Consider the following 16,109-nt stretch of genomic DNA (forward strand, 5'->3'; position numbering starts at 1 on the left):
CCTGTGGGAGCGAGCCTGCTCGCGAAGGCGGCCTGACAGCCGACCTGGCTTTTGCGGCTGTACCCCCGATTTCTGGTTAGAAAGGCCCGAAGCCCAGCGGGTACTGGATGACGACGTAGATCCTGTCAATGTCATCGCCGGCCTGGGCCGCGTTGGCACGATGTGACACATGGGACACCTGCAGGGACAAGCCCTTGGCCGCTCCGGACTGCACGATGTAGTGCAGGTCAATGTCACGCTCCCAATGACGTCCGTCAGCGCCTTGTTGCGGTACGAACTCACCGGCTGACGCATCGAACGGGTTGTAGGCGCCGCCCTTGGGTGCGTGGGTGCCGTCGATCCCGCTGCCCCTGACATAACGCGTCATGAACTTCAGGCCGGGGAGGCCAAACGTGCCCAGGTCGAGGTCGTAACGTACCTGCCATGAGCGCTCACCCGCACCGTTGAAGTCGGCGTATTTGATCGAGTTGGCCAGGTAGATCGAGTCGCCACCGACAAAGTCGAAGGGTGTGTCACCATTGATTTTTTGCCAGGCCAGGGTAAAAGCCTGCGCGTCGACGGTGTACCTGCCTGACAGGCTGAACGCGGTGTTGTCGATGGCGCCCGCCAGCGCTTGGCCGGTGTCCCGCGTGTGATAGAGGTTGGCATCGAGGAACCATGGGTTTTGCTTCCAGTGCAGATTGCCGTAGTACTGGTGCCAGGTGTCGGTCAGTTCCGAGGCATACAACGCACCGCCGATGGGGCGCTGGGTGAACAGGTCGGCGCCCAGGAACGAAATACCGCCCGCTTCGGTATTGGCGCCATAACCGAAAAAATCGCCCTTGGACGATGAACTGTCCTGATTCTTGAAGGCCGTGAAGTGCCCGGCCTGAAGATTCAAACCATCGATTTCTCGACTGTTCAACACAAACCCCGTGGCATATTCCGGTTGCAGTCGCTTGTCCGCGGTGTCGAACACCGGGGTTTCCACCAGCTTCTCACCATAGGCCAGCGTGGTTCTCGACGCGTTGATTTTCAGGGCACCGCCAGCGCTGGAGTAATTGGGTTCACTGCGCCCGTCACTGTCGACCGGCAACAGCCCTGTGCCGGAGTGACCTTTGCCGCCATCGAGTTTCAAACCCAAAAAGGCATGGGCATCGAGCCCTACGCCAATCGTGCCGGGCGTGAATCCTGACTGGAATGTGCCGATAAAGCCTTGTGCCCACTCCTGCCGATAGCTTTTGCCCGAGGGTGAAGGAGAGCGGTAGTCGCTGTTGAGGTAAAAATTTCGACTGAGCACGTCAAGTGATGCACCGTCCAGAAAGCCTTGGGCGTTCTGCGCCGGCTCATCGGCCATGACGCCCCAACTGGCGAATAACAGTGGTAGCCATAGAGTCAGTCGGGCAGCGCAATCGTGTGAGAAAAACGTCATGAGCCAAGCCAGTCGCGGTTGTTTCCTGGAGCAAAGCATCGTGACTTGAATTGACGCACGAATATTGAGCCGGTGTGCTGAGTTGCGACGCTGTTCAAGAAAAACGCAGTGCCGGTTGAGCGTCTATGCTGGGCAAACCGACTCCCCATCTTCGCAGTGAACTGCCAGGAGATATCAATGGTGCCCAGTCCGCTCTCAGAGAAGGCCTTGTCCCGCGGGTTGCTCGATGTCCTGATCCGCGCCGGGTTGATTTTGGTTCTGGTGCTGTTCTGCTTTGAAATTTTCAGTCCGTTCCGCGACTTGATGCTGTGGTCGCTGATCCTGGCCATCACGCTCTACCCGTTGCAGAAAAAGCTCATGGGGCCGCTGGGGCATAAGGAAGGGCGGATTGCCACCTTGATCGTGCTGGTATCCATCGTGATCCTCATGGTGCCGATCTACCTGTTGGGCACCTCGATTGCCGACTCGGTGGAACAGGCCATGACGGTCGTCAAGAACGAAGGCTTGCAAATTCCCCCGCCGTCCGAGTCCGTTGCCGGCTGGCCGCTGATCGGCAAGCCGCTGTCGGCCATCTGGTTGCAGGCCTCCACCGATCTGCCCGGATTGACCGAGAAATACATCCCGCAAATCAAAGGTGTAAGCCTGACGCTGCTGGGCAAACTGGCCGGTGTCGGGATGGGTTTTCTGACCTTCATCTTCGCCCTGATCATCGCCGGGATCTTCATGGCCTACGGCGAAGCCGGCAGCCGTGCGTCGGTACAGATCGCCTCGCGGGTCAGTGGCCCGGACAGGGGGCCGAAAATCGCCGCGCTCTGCACCGCCACGATCCGCGCCGTGGCGCTTGGCGTGGTCGGTATCGCATTCATCCAGATGCTGCTGGTGGGCGTGGGATTTGTATTCAAGGGCATACCCGGCGCCGGGCTGCTGGCGCTGGCGGTGCTGTTGCTGGGCATCATGCAATTGCCGGTGACATTGATCACGCTACCAGTGATTGCCTATGTGTTTGCCACCGAGGGCGCCAGTACGGTGACTATCGTGTTTGCGATCTACGTTTTTGTCGCCGGGCTGGTGGACAACGTGCTCAAACCGTTGCTGCTGGGGCGCGGGGTCGACGTACCGATGCCGGTGGTGTTGATCGGCGCGCTGGGCGGCATGGTCACCAGCGGTATCATCGGTCTGTTCATCGGCCCGGTGGTGCTGGCGGTCGGCTACCAACTGTTCTGGCAGTGGGTGGAGGTTCGGCCACAAGAGTAGGGAAGGTCCATAACCCCGGTTTGCGCAGTATCATGAACTGCCGCACGGGTGGCACTTGCAGAGGGTTGAATCATGACCGTTCATGCCTGGGAAAAGCTCTACCTCGATGACCTGCAACTGGGGCAGGTGTTTGAAAGCGACACCCTTCGCGTCGACCGAAACGCGATGCTGGCGTTTGCCCAACAGTTCGATCCACAACCTTTTCATCTTGATGACGAGGCCGGCCGCATGAGCCTGTTCGGCGGGCTGGCGGCCAGCGGCTGGAACACCGCGGCGTTGACCATGAAACTCCTGGTCGACAGTGTGCCGCTGGCCGACGGCATCATCGGCCTGGGCATCGAACTGAACTGGCCGCACCCAACCCATGCGGAGGACGAATTGCGGCTGACGACGACCGTGAAAGCCATCGAACCGTCCGCCACCAAGACCGACCGGGGCGTGGTGACCATGTTGATGGAAACCCGCAATCAGCATGGCAAAACGGTTCAGCGGGCCACCGGCAGACTGCTGGTGTTCAGGGAACCGGCACCGGATTGAGCGGCCATTGGTTGATTCGCTCGAAGCACGACACCAGGAAACTCATCACCGCCTGGACGGACGGGATGTGCCGGATATCATTGTGCACGAGCAACCACACGTCACGCTCCAGTCGCGGTCCCTCGGCCTCAACAGCTTGCAGGCCGTAACGCGCGCCGAGAAAACCGGGCAGGGCCGCGATACCGGCACCGGCCTGGACGAAATTGGCCTGGATATTCAGATCATTGCTGCGTAGAAGGATCGGTCGATCTCCCGCCTGTTCCTTGAGCCAGACCTGCTGCGGACTTTGATCGAGACTCTCGTCGTAGGCAATGAACACCCGATCCTGCGGGGCTGTGTTGGCCAGGTAATCCTGCGAGCCATACAGCGCGAACGACACCGTGGCGACCTTGCGCACCACCAGGTCCGGTTCCTTGGGCCGGCTCAGACGCACGGCGATATCGGCTTCACGACGCGACAAAGAGGCACTGCCCAGGCTGCCAATCAACTGCAACGACAATAGCGGGTATTGCTCGCGCAACAGCTTGATACGCGGTGCGATCAACGCACAGGCCATGGCCGGCGGAGCGCTGACGGTGACTTCGCCGGCATGGCTTTCCTGGCCGGTTTGCGCGGTGCGCTGCACTGCGAACGACTCGCTTTCCATGCGCTGTCCCGACTGGGCGATGCGCTCGCCATCCACCGTGAGTACATACGAGCGCGGGCGTCGGTCCACCAGTTTCACGGTCAGCGAGCTTTCCAGCGCACTGATACGCCGCGCTACCGTGGCGTGGTCGACATTCAGCTTTCGCGCCGCCGCCGAGAGCGATCGCTCCTGGGCGAAAACAATGAAATAGCGCAAATCCTCCCAATCGAACATGGGCGTTTTCTCACAGATAAGGTGAACAAACAGGGAATTTTTCCCCATCGCCAGGCTTGCAAGAATAGTCCGGCGCCTGAAGTGCAGGTGCGAACGATCGGCAGTTTGTCGAGCGATTGGCGAGGAAACAACCATGAGCAAAGCAACCCCGCTGGCCTATGCCGGCATCCTGGGTGCCACGTTTTTCTGGGGCACCAACTTCAACGCCGGGGCCTACATCATCAAGAGCATGGCACCGCTGAGCGCATCCATTGAGCGCTTCTCCATCTCGACCCTGTTATTGCTGCTGATCTTCGGCCTGGTGGGCAAGCTACGGTTCAGTGTGCTGCAGAACAACCTGCTGGCGTTCATCGGTCTGGGGCTGCTCGGATTTACCGGGTTCAGTGTCGCAACGTTTTTCGGCCTGCAAACCACCACGCCTATCAACGGCGCGCTGATCCTGGCGACCACGCCGCTGTGGACCATGATCCTTGCCGTGCTGCTGGAAGGCGAACGGATCGATCGCGGCCGTGCCATCGGCCTGGCCTTGGGTTTGCTCGGTGTCGGCCTGGTGATTACCCGTGGCGATATCCAGGTATTGCTGGGGCTTAAGGTGGTCAGCGGTGACGCGATGATCCTGGCCGGCAGCATGGCCTGGGCGGCGAACATGGTCGGCACCCGGCGGTTCGTCAAAGACGCGACGCCATTGGAAACCACCAGTTTCTCCATGTTGTTCGGTGTGCTTGGCCTGATCGTACTGGGCTTCCTTTTTGAAGACCCGATCGCCAGCATCCGGCAAGCATCGCTTGCCGTGCATGAAGCCGTTGTGTACCTGGCGATCGGCGGGTCAGTGGTGGCCTATTTGCTGTGGTTCAAAGGAATCCATGCCATCGGCGCCGCCCGGACCTCGATTTTCTTCAACCTGGCGCCGGTATTCACCATGTTGGTGTCATCGGTCATGGGCGTGTGGCCGAATGTCTGGCAACTGTTGGGGGCGGGCGGTGTGATCCTCGGGGTGTTGTTTGCTTCGGGGTTGGTGCTGGGTGGGGTCAAACCGCCAGTGGTCGTAGCCAGTCAATGCCGCAACAGTGCGGCATGACCGGAGCCAGTAGCCAGAAGAGGCCTGTTGCCGGCCTCTTACCGCTCGTATCGAGGAGGCTCAGGTTTGCGGTACGGCTACGCCTTCAGGGGCGCCCGGTTTGTTCAGGACGGCCCGATACAGCAGGCTGGAGACCATGAACCCGAGAATGGCCAGCAGGCTCATCAAGCCGAACACATAGTTGTAACCCTGTTGACCCGGGAAGTGATCGAGGATAGCGCCATAGATCACGTAGGCGAACATGCCCGGCGCGTAACCGATCAGGCATCCGATACCGAAGGCCGAGCCGGTGATGTGCTTGGGAATGCCGACTTCGCCCATGGGGGCCCAGAACACGCCGCGCATGGAAAAGACAATCAAGGCGAAGGAGAGGGTGGCCGCCATGCCCGCGTAGATGAAAGTCGGGCTTTTCGGGATCAGCATGATCACGCCCATCAACGGCAGCAACGCCATGAATGCCCACTTCAGGTAACGGCTGGTGCTCTTGAACCGCTTGTCCGCGATGAAGCCACCGGCGGGGCCACCGAGAATCTTGAGGAAGTACTGATTGATGATGCCGTAGGCGCCCACCAGTGCCACCGGCAGTCCATACACCTCCTTGAGGTAGGGAATGAAATAAGTCAAACCGCAATACACGATATAGACCATGAACACGTTGAGACTCACCAGCCAGATACCCGGTACCTTGACCGCCTCCAGAAGATTCCCCAGACCGTTTCTCGGCTTGGCAATCGTCTGTTCGCTATTGCCCTTGAGCAGGAACCAGGTCAGGACTCCAGCAAGAATGTCGATGACCGAGTAGAACAGGATCGCGGACTTCAAACCCGCCGCACCCGAGCCCATGGCAATGAAGACACCCAATGCAGAGAAGGCGACCAGGGTATCGATCACGCCACGCCCGCCTTCCAGCAGACCGAACAACCGGCCTTGTTCCTTGTCGTCACCCAGGTTGCGGATGGCCTTGAGCAGTGACGGCCAAAAGATGCAGTCGGCGCAGACAGCCAGCAGGCTGAACACGATCAATAGATTGCTGAAGGACGGAAAGCTGGCCAGGTAGAGCCCCAGGCTGCCGGTACCGAGCAGGCCGACGGGAATCAGTTTGCGTGTATCGAAACGGTCGGCAAGCATGCCGCCGACGACAAAGAGCGCGGTGGCAATGATGGCATTGGCGCTGAGCAACAATCCGATTTGCGTGTGGGTCAACCCCATGAACTCTTGCATGGGCACATAGAAGGCGTCCTTGAGGTTCGCCAGTTTGTAGATGGTGCCGCCCCCGAGGATGAGAATCAGGAATCTGAGCCATTTGGCTTTGTCGTGCGTTGTCATTTTTATTCTCCAGACGAATGGGTAAAAGCGCGTGTCACTTGGCCAGGGTCAACTCGGCCAGCGTTCGGAACTCGGCCAGCAAACCGCGTACATAGGCGATCTGGTTGTTCGCCCAGCGGTGTTCGTCGGCCAGCATCCGCTCCAGCGAGAACCCGGCAGGCAACGCCGTTTCACTCATCTCCCGGTACGCGATAAACGGGTCGGCGGTTTCGTCGATCTGGCGGAATGCCGGGGCGACGTAATGGTTTTCCTGCTCGAGGATGAACGCGATGACTTGCGGGGATGAGTCGCCGAGCATGAGCAGTTCGAACAACATGCGTGCATTCGGCAGGTCGTCTTCGGCACTCCCCTGCAGCACGCCGTAATGGCCGAAGCCGTTTTGCTCGGGAACGATACGCACCCCCTTCAGATGCACCTGGCGTATGTGCGGTGCCAGGCTCCGTAACGCCTGTATCGGTTGTTCGCAGGCATTGATCATGTTGCCGAAGTCGAACAGGGCATGCAGCCGAGGGTGGTTGAGGTGGTTCAGCAGTTGTGCGATTTCTGCGCTCTTGAGTTCTTCGTGCTGCTCGAAGTCGAAGTACAGGTCATGCTCGTCAGCCTGCTGCGCGAGGTAGTGCAGGTCAGATTCGATCATGTCCATGACCCGGGAAAGCGCGCCTTCGTAGCGTGAGTAAACGCGTATATTGCGGGTCCCCAACGCCCTGGCGATGGCGATCACCTGATCGACATCGTGTTTGCGTGTGCTGCTGATCTCCAGATGTACATCCAGGCCCAGCGCATCGGCTTTTTCGGCAAAGGCCTGAAGTTGCGTGGCGGTCATCTGGCTCAGGCTGTTTTCTTCACCGTCGAGCAGGTGCAGGCTCAGGCCTTGCAACTCATGGCGATAGGCGAAGTCCAGAAGGTCGCCGGGGGTGACAAGGCCATGGGTGAGGTTGGTCAGCAGGGGATAGGCATGGGCAAACAGACGCAGTTGCCCGAGTCGGTCGAGTAACTGGCGGGCCAGCGCTTCGCTCAGTGTGGGAGGTGCCCCGGCCTTGGCAGCCTTGTGGCTGAGCAGGGCATTGAATCGGTCCTGGATCTTATTGTTCATTGGAGTCGTTCCTGGTTCAGACGCCGGGTCTGCCGGCGCAGCCTTTATCGCGCCGGCCAGGAACTCTCGATAGATCCATTACTATTTAAATGATAAGACCACTTTCCTCGTCACCAGGCGGTTCAGGCGATATACCCCAGCTCGCTCAACGCCTGGGCAAGTGCTTCGACCCGTTCTTCGGCCAGGTGCTCGGGCGTGCCGGCAAACCCGATCAGCAGTGCGGGTGGCAACTCATGCGCCAGGCAATAATCGCTCAAGGGGTAGGTGTGAATGTTGTGCCGTGCCAGGTCCTTGGCGAGGGTGTCACCATTGACTTCGGGGGGCAGCCAGGCGATCACGTGCATGCCGGCTTCCACCGGAGTGATATTGAAAAAACCTCCCAGGCGGTGCTGGAACTTTTCCACCAGTGTTGCCTGGCGAGCCTGGTAGAGGGCACGCAACCGGCGGATGTGGCCGAGGAAATGACCTTCGCGCATGAAGTCGGCGGTGACGGCCTGGAGCAGCGTGGGCGGACTGCGATCCATGACCGCGCGTATGGTGCAAAACGGTTCGACCAACGCTGGCGGTAAAATGACGTAACCCAGCCGTAGAGACGGGTAGAGCACTTTGCTGAAAGTCCCGACGTAGATCACACGGTTCCAGTGATCCATGGCATGCAGCGCGGGCAGGGGGCGGCTGCCGTAGCGCAACTCACTGTCGCAATCGTCCTCGATGATCCAGCTCTGATGACGCGCAGCCCAATCGATCAGCTCCAGTCGCCGCCCATGGCTCATGGTGATTCCCAACGGGTGCTGGCGCGACGGTGTTGTAAAGACCAGGCGTGCCTCAGGGCATTGCGCAAGACCTTGCCGGATATCGATCCCCTGCTCGTCGATAGGTAGCGGCACCAACTGGCAACCATGGGCCTGGAAAGCGATACGCGCGGCGATATGCCCGGGATCCTCCATCCACACGCTGTCTTGGGGGTTGAGCAGGAGCATGGACAGCAGATTGAAGGCTTGCTGGGCGCCGGAAACGATCACCACCTGCGCGGACGTGCACTCGATGCCACGGGCGTCAAACACGTATTCGGCAATCGCCTCGCGCAGTTCCCTCAAGCCCTGCAGTTCGCCATAGCCGAGCATGGCCTTGGTCGGCTTGTGCAAATGACGGTTCATCAACCGTTTCCAGACCTGCTGGGGAAAGGCGTCATACGTGCTGTGGCTGGGCAGGAACGAGGTCGGGCTCGCCGGATCCCAATCGGCATAGGAAATGCCGCGAAAATGGTTGCTGCGCAGCGACAGCATGGACTGGCTCAGATCGGACAGGCGCGGCGGCTCGCGTTGCTGATCAGCGTCGGCCCTGTCATTGCTGTCCCACTCGCTGCCGACGTAGGTGCCCGCACCGGTGCGTGAAGCGAGAAAACCTTCGGCAATCAGCTGATCGAACGCATTGAGGATAGTGATCCTTGATAGATCAAGTTCCTGGCTCAGGGTGCGGGTCGACGGCAGACGCACGCCGGCCTGAAGCTTTCCACCGAGAATCTGTTTGCGAATCTGCAAATACAGTTGACGGTACAGGGGAATGGAACTGGAGCGGTCCAGCTCGATACCCGACAGCAGCAAACCTGCAGGGGATTTCATGACATGCTCGTCTGGATGAAAGGTGATTCGGCCTCGAACACTGTCAGGCACCGAGGTGCGCAAGGGTAGCGACAGGCGTCGGATAAGTCATCCATCGCTGGCGCCGATCCCGGGCACACCGTTCGATCCGCTGTCATGAAATGAAAAGTCGTTGTCGTCATATGAGAAGCGATCAGCCAGCCATTGGACCTACAGTCCAGTCAGCGCAATTCGATGCAGCACGCCCATATTGCAGACTGGAGAATAAGAAAACATGGCCAAAGCCGTCCGCTTCTACGAAACCGGTGGTCCCGAAGTCCTACGCTATGAAGACGTCGAGGTGGGCGATCCCGGACCCGGTCAGGTTCGGCTGCGTCACGTAGCGGTCGGCCTGAATTATGCCGACACCTACTTTCGCAATGGCACCTACGCGATTCCGCTGGCCAACGGCATGGGTGTCGAAGCCGCTGGCGTGGTTCAGGCCGTCGGGGACGGTGTGACCAATGTGCAAGTGGGCGATCGCGTTACCTACACGGGGTTTCTCAATACGCTGGGCGCCTACAGCACCGAGCGCCTGATCCCGGCCGCGCCGTTGATCAAGCTGCCGGAAACCATCGGTTTCGAAACCGCCGCGGCCATGACCATGCGTGGCCTGACGTCCTCGTACCTGATGCGACGTATCTACGATTTCAAGGCCGGGGACAGCATTTTGCTGCATGCCGCCGCCGGTGGCGTCGGCCTGATCGTGTCGCAATGGGCCAAGCTGCTGGGCCTGACGGTCATCGGCACCGTGTCCACCGAGGTCAAGGGCGACATCGCCCGGGCGCACGGTTGCGACCATGTCATCAACTACAGCCATGAAGACGTCGCCCAGCGTGTTCGCGAATTGACGGACGGCGTCGGTGTCAACGTGGTGTTCGACAGCGTCGGCAAGAACACCTTCGCCGGTTCCCTGGATTCGCTGAAGCGTCGTGGCCTGATGGTCTGCGTGGGTACGGCCTCCGGCCCGATCCCGGCCTTTGATCCGGTGATGCTGGCGATGAAAGGCTCGCTGTTCCTGACTCGCCCGGCACTGGCCGACTACATCGCCGATCCTGCGGAAAAAGCCGCATTGGCCGGCGAGTTGTTCGATCACGTCGGCAGCGGCCGGATCAAGATCGAGATCAACCAGCACTATGCTTTGCAGGATGCCGTGCAGGCCCATCGTGACCTGGAATCGCGCAAGACCACCGGCTCGTCGATTTTCGTCATTTAAGGGAGCAGCCTGCCGTGAAAGTCGAACAATTGACCTGCCACATCGGCGCGGAACTGATCGGCGTCAACCTGGCCGATGCCATTCATGACGATGGTCTGTTTGCCGAGATACGTGCGCAGTTGCTCACCCATCGCGTGGTGTTCCTGCGCGACCAGGACATCAGTCGCGCCGAGCACGTGGCGTTTGCCCGGCGCTTCGGCGAGCTGGAGGACCATCCGGTGGCCGGCAGCGACCCGGATCATCCCGGCCTGGTGCAAATCTACAAGAAGCCGGACCAGCCGATGGACCGCTACGAAAACGCCTGGCACACCGACGCCACCTGGCGCGAGGCGCCGCCGATGGGGTGCGTGCTGCGCTGCGTGGAATGCCCACCGGTCGGCGGCGACACCATGTGGGCGAACATGGTTGAAGCCTATGAACATTTGCCTGAAGACGTGAAGGCGAAGATCGCTGATCTGCGCGCCCGGCACAGCATTGAGGCGAGCTTCGGCGCGGCGATGCCGATCGAAAAGCGCCTGGCACTCAAGGCCATGTACCCGGATGCCGAACACCCGGTGGTGCGCACGCACCCGGAAACCGGCGAGAAGGTACTGTTCGTCAACGCCTTCACCACCCACTTCAGCAACTACCACACCCCCGAGCGTGTGCGCTTTGGCCAGGACGCGAACCCGGGCGCCAGTGAGTTGCTGCGCTACCTGATCAGCCAGGCCTACATTCCCGAGTACCAGGTGCGCTGGCGGTGGAAGCCCAACAGCATCGCCATCTGGGACAACCGCAGCACCCAGCACTACGCCGTCATGGATTACCCGTCGTGTCATCGCAAGATGGAGCGCGCCGGGATTATCGGCGACAAGACGTACTGATCGACCACCTCTGCATTCGCACTCGTAACTGCGCCCACCGGGCAGGCTCCCGGCTGGGCGGAAAACCATAAGAACAGGAGTAACTCATGCAATTCTTCGACGATTCCCTACACCCGGAAAACATGGAAAAGGTGGTCATCACCGTGGCCCCGTACGGCCCTGAATGGATGCCGGAAGACTTTCCTGAAGACATTCCGCTGACCATGGATGAGCAGGTGCAGAAGGCGGTCGATTGCTACGAAGCCGGTGCAACCGTCCTGCACCTGCACGTACGTGAACTGGATGGCAAGGGTTCCAAGCGCCTGTCCAAGTTCAACGAGCTGATCGCCGGTGTGCGTGAAGCCGTGCCGGACATGATCATCCAGGTCGGCGGTTCGATTTCCTTCGCCCCGGAAAGCGATGGCGAGGCGGCCAAATGGTTGTCCGACGATACCCGTCACATGCTGGCCGAGCTGACGCCAAAACCGGATCAGGTCACGGTGGCGATCAACACCACCCAGATGAACATCATGGAGTTGCTCTATCCGGAGTACCTGGAAGGCACCTCCCTGGCCAATCCGGCCTATCAGGCGGCCTACAGCGAGATGACCGTACCGGCCGGGCCGGCGTGGGTCACCGAGCACCTCAAGCGCCTGATGGACAATGGCATTCAGCCGCATTTCCAGCTGACCGGCATGCACGCCATGGAAACCCTGGAGCGCATGGTGCGCAAGGGCCTGTACATGGGGCCGTTGAACCTGACCTGGATTGGCATCGGCGGTGGTTTCGATGGCCCGAACCCGTTCAACTTCTTCAACTTCATCCATCGCGCACCGGACGGCTGCACCCTGACCGCGGAATCGCTGCTCAAGAACGTGCTGCCGTTCAACACCATGGCGCTGGCCATGGGCATGCACCCGCGCGTGGGCATTGAAGACACTATCATTGATCACAAGGGCAAGCGCTTCAGCTCGGTGCAGCAGATCGAACAAACCGTGCGGGTCGCCCACGAACTGGGGCGCGAAATTGCCTCCGGCAAAGAGGCCCGGGAGATCTACCGGATCGGTGTGCAGTATCAGAGCATCGAAGAAACCCTGCTGGCCAACGGTATGTCGCCCAACCGCAAGGCCGGGCAAAAAGGTGTGCCGCAGCGCGGCTGACCGACAGCCGGGGCGGGAGGTCGATGGCCTCTCGCTCGCTGCACCGCATCACGCTCGATAACAACAAAAACAAAGTTTCGAGGAGGCTGCATGGCCTTTCACCCAATCGCCGCCGACGATGACGACGGTACCGTCAGCGTTTCGCGCCAATACGCCTGGATCGTCTTTGCCCTGACGTTCGGCCTGTTGATTTCCGATTACATGTCGCGCCAGGTGCTGAACGCGGTGTTCCCGATGCTCAAGGGCGAATGGGCACTGAGCGACGGCCAGCTCGGCCTGCTCAGTGGCATCGTGGCCTTGATGGTCGGGCTGCTGACGTTTCCGCTGTCGCTGTTGGCCGACCGTTTCGGCCGGGTCAAGAGCCTGGCGTTGATGGCGCTGTTGTGGAGCCTTGCAACGCTGGGCTGCGCACTGGCGCAGGACTACCAGCAGATGTTCATCGCCCGGTTCATGGTGGGCGTCGGCGAAGCGGCCTACGGCAGCGTCGGCATCGCGGTGGTGATTTCAGTCTTTCCCAAGCACATGCGCGCCACCCTGGCCAGTGCCTTCATGGCCGGCGGCATGTTCGGCTCGGTGCTGGGCATGGCCCTGGGCGGGGCTATCGCCGCGAAGCTGGGCTGGCGCTGGTCGTTCGCCGGCATGGCGCTGTTCGGCCTGCTGCTGGCGGTGCTGTATCCGCTCATCGTCAAGGAAGCACGCATTGCTCCGCAACGCGCTGCACAGGCACTGAACAAGGCTGCGGCCAAGGTCAGTCAGCCGTTGCGCACGCTGTTTTCCAGTCGCTCGGTGATCGCCACCTACGTTGGCAGCGGCCTGCAGCTGTTCGTCGCCGGCACCGTGATTGTGTGGATGCCCAGTTACCTGAACCGTTACTACCAGATGGGCACGGACAAAGCCGGCGGCATGGCGGCGGTCATCGTGCTGTGCAGCGGTGCCGGGATGATTCTGTGCGGCATGCTCAGCGACCGTCTGTGTCGTCACTCGCCCCAGCGCAAGGTCGCCCTGGCCATCGCGTTCTGCCTGGGCAGTTGCCTGTTGCTGTCGGCGGCGTTCGCCCTGCCGGCAGGCCCCGCGCAACTGGCGCTGATCTGCCTGGGGATGCTGATCGCCGCTGGCACCACCGGGCCCGCCGGGGCAATGGTTGCCAATCTGACCCACTACTCGGTCCATGGCACCGCGTTCGCCACGCTGACCCTGGCCAACAACATGCTCGGCCTGGCGCCGGGGCCGTTCATCACCGGCAAGGTGTCGGACCTGATCGGCTTGCAGGCTGCCTTCCAGTTTGTGCCGCTGGTCAGCCTCGCGGCCGCGGCGGTGTTCTTTTATGCCAAGTGTCATTACCACCGGGACATCGCCCGGCTCAGGGGTGAGCGGGTGTCCGAGTCGGTGGGCGAATCCGTGTTAGAGGTGAAGTTGTGAGTGGTCGTCTGCGTATTGATGTGTTCTTCGATTTTATCTGTCCCTGGTGCCTGATCGGCAAGCGCCAACTGGAGCGCGCGCAGGAACTGTTGCGCGCCCGACAACCGGAGGTGGAATTCACCACGGTATGGCACGGCGTGCAGCTGTTGCCACAACTGTCGGTACAAGGTGAACCCTTCGACGCGTTTTACCGCAAGCGTCTGGGCAGTGCTGAAAAGGTGCAGTTGCGCCAATCCCAAGTACAACAGGCCGCGCTGGCGGTGGGGGAGGCCATCGATTTCAGGCGCATTGCCACGATGCCCAACACCGCCGATGCCCATCGCCTGCTGGAGCGGGTCAGCGTGCTGGGTAATTCCAGGCAGCGCGATGCCTTGCTCGATCGTCTGTTCGCCGCGTATTTCCATCACGGCGAGGATCTGGGCAACCGCGAGACGTTGATCGCCATCGCCCAGTCGTGCGGTTTTGAGGCCGGCTTCGTGGCTGACTGTCTGTACGGCAACGGCGAGCCTTTTGTCGGCAACCCCGGGGCTGTCGGCGGCGTGCCCTGTTTCCAGTTTGACCGGCGCGTGACGGTGGTGGGCGCACAGCCCCCCGAAGCGCTGTTTGGCGTCATGTACGAAGCCTTGCTCGAACGGGCCGGCGAGCGACAACCCTCATGAACCTGCGAGTCCATGTGCCTGCCGGAAAACTCCCGCAGGTCGGGGGCCGTGCGCTCTTCGAATTCGATGACAAGAGCATCGCGCTGTTCAACATCGACGGTGAGTTGTTCGCCATCGATGACGGTTGCCCGCACCAGGGCGCCTCGTTGTGTGGCGGTCGCCTCGACGGTCGGGTGATTCAATGCTGTGCCCATGGCCTGCGTTTCGATCTGGCCAGTGGCTACTTGCTCAACTCCAACAAGCTCAAGGTCGCCAACTACCCGGTCGAGGTAGTCGACGGCCAGGCATTCATTGTCATCGTCACCGAGGAGGCCGCGCCATGAGCGCCATCGCTCTGACCCGCATCCACAGCCGTACGCGCGAACTGGCGCCGGGGTTCATCGTCAGCCTGATTGTCGCGGCGGCGGCGACCTTTCTGTCGGAGCACTACGGTGCGCCGGTCATGTTGTTTGCCCTGTTGCTCGGCATGGCGCTGAACTTCCTCGCCGGCGAAGGCACCTGCAAGGCCGGCATCGAGTTCACCGCACGCACCGTATTACGCATCGGCGTAGCGCTGCTGGGCATGCGCATCACCCTCGAACAGATCGCCGCACTGGGCTGGAAACCCTTTGCGCTGGTGGTGATTCTGGTGGTGGTGACCATCGGCGTTTCGGTGGTGGCGGCCAAGGCGCTGGGCTTCCAGCGACTGTTCGGCATGCTCACCGGTGGCGCCACCGCGATCTGCGGTGCCTCGGCGGCATTGGCGCTGGCCGCGGCCTTGCCGAACCACCCGCAGAAGGAACGCGCCACCTTGTTCACGGTGATCGGGGTCTCGGCGCTGTCGACCCTGGCGATGATCCTGTACCCGATGATTGCCAACTGGCTGTCGTTGTCGCCCCAGGTGGCCGGGGTATTCCTGGGGGCGACCATCCATGATGTCGCCCAGGTGGTCGGCGCCGGATACAGCCTGTCGACCGAGACCGGCGACACGGCCACGGTGGTCAAGCTGATGCGGGTCGCGATGCTGCTGCCGGTGATCGTTTGTGCCGCGATGGTCACGCGTATGCAGGGCGCCGATCCCACCGGCAAACGGCCGCCGCTGCTGCCGTGGTTTGCGGTCGGCTTTTTGCTGCTGGCCTGCCTCAACAGCACCGGCTGGGTGGCCCCTGTGGTGCAGGGCTCGGTCAATGAACTGTCACGCTGGTGCCTGGTGGTGTCCATCAGCGCCCTGGGCATGAAAACCCAGCTCAAGGAACTGGCGGCAGTGGGCATCAAGCCGATCCTGCTGATGGTCGGGGAAACCGTATTCCTCGTGGTTCTTGTGCTGCTGTTGCTGCACTGGGGGATGTAACTCCGTACCGTTTTACTCGCGGCGCTGCATTGCGCTCACTCCGGCGCAGTGCGGCACTCCACCGGCGTTAAAAACACCGGTTTTTTTGCGGTGACCGTACCAGCGGTCGCCGTTTTTTTTTGGCTCCCGATGACCCCCTGTGGGAGCGAGCCTGCTCGCGAAGGCTATGTTTCAGGCGACCGGGGTTTTGGATGGTGTACATATCCGTTTCTTCGGTAACGGCGGCTGGCGGTTTCGCCCTTACGGCGACTTACTTTTTTTTCAAACGCCAAAAAAAAGATAAGC

15 protein-coding genes are annotated in these 16,109 nt (G+C 60.9%); 10 read left to right on the plus strand and 5 right to left on the minus strand.

Translation table 11 applies throughout. From position 1 onward, the window contains the following. Positions 1 to 76 precede the first annotated feature (76 nt). Positions 77 to 1,411: an OprD family porin gene (locus ACW9HW_RS23475; RefSeq protein WP_457401892.1), complete on the minus strand. Its 1,335-nt coding sequence runs from the start codon at positions 1,409 to 1,411 to the stop codon at positions 77 to 79. Positions 1,412 to 1,588: 177 nt separating this feature from the next. On the opposite strand from ACW9HW_RS23475, the gene ACW9HW_RS23480 reads away from it, so the two are divergent. Then, a complete protein-coding gene (locus ACW9HW_RS23480; protein ID WP_457401893.1) occupies positions 1,589 to 2,665 on the plus strand; it encodes an AI-2E family transporter in 1,077 nt (358 codons plus the stop codon). Positions 2,666 to 2,737: 72 nt separating this feature from the next. Continuing rightward, positions 2,738 to 3,202: a MaoC family dehydratase gene (locus tag ACW9HW_RS23485; RefSeq protein WP_095194258.1), complete on the plus strand. Its 465-nt coding sequence runs from the start codon at positions 2,738 to 2,740 to the stop codon at positions 3,200 to 3,202. Here the strand turns inward: ACW9HW_RS23485 and ACW9HW_RS23490 are convergent. Beyond that, positions 3,180 to 4,061: a LysR family transcriptional regulator gene (locus ACW9HW_RS23490; RefSeq protein WP_457401894.1), complete on the minus strand. Its 882-nt coding sequence runs from the start codon at positions 4,059 to 4,061 to the stop codon at positions 3,180 to 3,182. The genes ACW9HW_RS23485 and ACW9HW_RS23490 overlap by 23 nt on opposite strands. A 133-nt stretch (positions 4,062 to 4,194) precedes the next feature. Between ACW9HW_RS23490 and ACW9HW_RS23495 the strand changes: the two genes are divergently transcribed. Next, entirely contained in the window at positions 4,195 to 5,139 is a 945-nt protein-coding gene (locus ACW9HW_RS23495) for a DMT family transporter (RefSeq protein ID WP_095194260.1), read from the plus strand. A 60-nt stretch (positions 5,140 to 5,199) separates the two neighbouring features. On the opposite strand, the gene ACW9HW_RS23500 is transcribed toward ACW9HW_RS23495, so the two are convergent. From ACW9HW_RS23500 to pdxR, 3 genes are all read right to left on the minus strand, one after another. Beyond that, on the minus strand, positions 5,200 to 6,465 hold the full coding sequence (locus tag ACW9HW_RS23500; protein WP_457401895.1) for an MFS transporter: 1,266 nt from the start codon (positions 6,463 to 6,465) through the stop codon (positions 5,200 to 5,202). Between the two features lie 34 nt (positions 6,466 to 6,499). Then, positions 6,500 to 7,558 carry a sugar phosphate isomerase/epimerase family protein gene (locus ACW9HW_RS23505; RefSeq protein ID WP_457401896.1) on the minus strand — a complete coding sequence of 353 codons (1,059 nt, stop codon included), beginning with the start codon at positions 7,556 to 7,558 and terminating at the stop codon, positions 6,500 to 6,502. Positions 7,559 to 7,680: 122 nt separating this feature from the next. Beyond that, complete coding sequence (pdxR, locus tag ACW9HW_RS23510) at positions 7,681 to 9,180, minus strand: MocR-like pyridoxine biosynthesis transcription factor PdxR (protein WP_095194263.1); 1,500 nt, start codon at positions 9,178 to 9,180, stop codon at positions 7,681 to 7,683. Between the two features lie 253 nt (positions 9,181 to 9,433). On the opposite strand from pdxR, the gene ACW9HW_RS23515 reads away from it, so the two are divergent. The 7 genes from ACW9HW_RS23515 (at position 9,434) to ACW9HW_RS23545 (ending at position 15,824) form a co-directional block, all read left to right on the plus strand. Beyond that, positions 9,434 to 10,414: a quinone oxidoreductase family protein gene (locus ACW9HW_RS23515; protein WP_095194264.1), complete on the plus strand. Its 981-nt coding sequence runs from the start codon at positions 9,434 to 9,436 to the stop codon at positions 10,412 to 10,414. Positions 10,415 to 10,428: 14 nt separating this feature from the next. After that, positions 10,429 to 11,277 carry a TauD/TfdA dioxygenase family protein gene (locus tag ACW9HW_RS23520; RefSeq protein WP_095194265.1) on the plus strand — a complete coding sequence of 283 codons (849 nt, stop codon included), beginning with the start codon at positions 10,429 to 10,431 and terminating at the stop codon, positions 11,275 to 11,277. 86 nt (positions 11,278 to 11,363) lie between these two features. Further along, on the plus strand, positions 11,364 to 12,416 hold the full coding sequence (locus tag ACW9HW_RS23525; protein WP_095194266.1) for a BKACE family enzyme: 1,053 nt from the start codon (positions 11,364 to 11,366) through the stop codon (positions 12,414 to 12,416). Between the two features lie 90 nt (positions 12,417 to 12,506). Further along, positions 12,507 to 13,835, plus strand: a complete 1,329-nt coding sequence (locus ACW9HW_RS23530) for an MFS transporter (protein WP_457401897.1) — start codon at positions 12,507 to 12,509, stop codon at positions 13,833 to 13,835. Beyond that, positions 13,832 to 14,494 (plus strand): DsbA family oxidoreductase, encoded by a 663-nt coding sequence (locus ACW9HW_RS23535; protein WP_457401898.1) that lies wholly within the window; start codon positions 13,832 to 13,834, stop codon positions 14,492 to 14,494. Before ACW9HW_RS23530 ends, ACW9HW_RS23535 begins: the two co-directional genes overlap by 4 nt. Continuing rightward, the gene (locus tag ACW9HW_RS23540; RefSeq protein WP_457401899.1) at positions 14,491 to 14,817 is read left to right on the plus strand and encodes a Rieske (2Fe-2S) protein; all 327 of its coding nucleotides are present in this window, start codon (positions 14,491 to 14,493) and stop codon (positions 14,815 to 14,817) included. The genes ACW9HW_RS23535 and ACW9HW_RS23540 overlap by 4 nt, the downstream gene beginning before the upstream one ends. Further along, positions 14,814 to 15,824, plus strand: a complete 1,011-nt coding sequence (locus ACW9HW_RS23545; protein WP_095194270.1) for a YeiH family protein — start codon at positions 14,814 to 14,816, stop codon at positions 15,822 to 15,824. Before ACW9HW_RS23540 ends, ACW9HW_RS23545 begins: the two co-directional genes overlap by 4 nt. The last annotated feature ends 285 nt before the right edge of the window (positions 15,825 to 16,109 follow it).

This window comes from Pseudomonas sp. SDO5532_S415 (assembly GCF_054071155.1).

What these genes read in the sequence shown, in the direction of transcription:
- ACW9HW_RS23490 (WP_457401894.1), bottom strand. Translation starts at nt 4,061, where the DNA reads ATGTTCGATTGGGAGGATTTGCGCTATTTCATTGTTTTCGCCCAGGAG.
- ACW9HW_RS23485 (WP_095194258.1), top strand. Translation starts at nt 2,738, where the DNA reads ATGACCGTTCATGCCTGGGAAAAGCTCTACCTCGATGACCTGCAACTG.
- ACW9HW_RS23505 (WP_457401896.1), bottom strand. Translation starts at nt 7,558, where the DNA reads ATGAACAATAAGATCCAGGACCGATTCAATGCCCTGCTCAGCCACAAG.
- ACW9HW_RS23515 (WP_095194264.1), top strand. Translation starts at nt 9,434, where the DNA reads ATGGCCAAAGCCGTCCGCTTCTACGAAACCGGTGGTCCCGAAGTCCTA.
- ACW9HW_RS23545 (WP_095194270.1), top strand. Translation starts at nt 14,814, where the DNA reads ATGAGCGCCATCGCTCTGACCCGCATCCACAGCCGTACGCGCGAACTG.
- ACW9HW_RS23480 (WP_457401893.1), top strand. Translation starts at nt 1,589, where the DNA reads ATGGTGCCCAGTCCGCTCTCAGAGAAGGCCTTGTCCCGCGGGTTGCTC.
- ACW9HW_RS23530 (WP_457401897.1), top strand. Translation starts at nt 12,507, where the DNA reads ATGGCCTTTCACCCAATCGCCGCCGACGATGACGACGGTACCGTCAGC.
- pdxR (WP_095194263.1), bottom strand. Translation starts at nt 9,180, where the DNA reads ATGAAATCCCCTGCAGGTTTGCTGCTGTCGGGTATCGAGCTGGACCGC.
- ACW9HW_RS23540 (WP_457401899.1), top strand. Translation starts at nt 14,491, where the DNA reads ATGAACCTGCGAGTCCATGTGCCTGCCGGAAAACTCCCGCAGGTCGGG.
- ACW9HW_RS23495 (WP_095194260.1), top strand. Translation starts at nt 4,195, where the DNA reads ATGAGCAAAGCAACCCCGCTGGCCTATGCCGGCATCCTGGGTGCCACG.
- ACW9HW_RS23525 (WP_095194266.1), top strand. Translation starts at nt 11,364, where the DNA reads ATGCAATTCTTCGACGATTCCCTACACCCGGAAAACATGGAAAAGGTG.
- ACW9HW_RS23475 (WP_457401892.1), bottom strand. Translation starts at nt 1,411, where the DNA reads ATGACGTTTTTCTCACACGATTGCGCTGCCCGACTGACTCTATGGCTA.
- ACW9HW_RS23500 (WP_457401895.1), bottom strand. Translation starts at nt 6,465, where the DNA reads ATGACAACGCACGACAAAGCCAAATGGCTCAGATTCCTGATTCTCATC.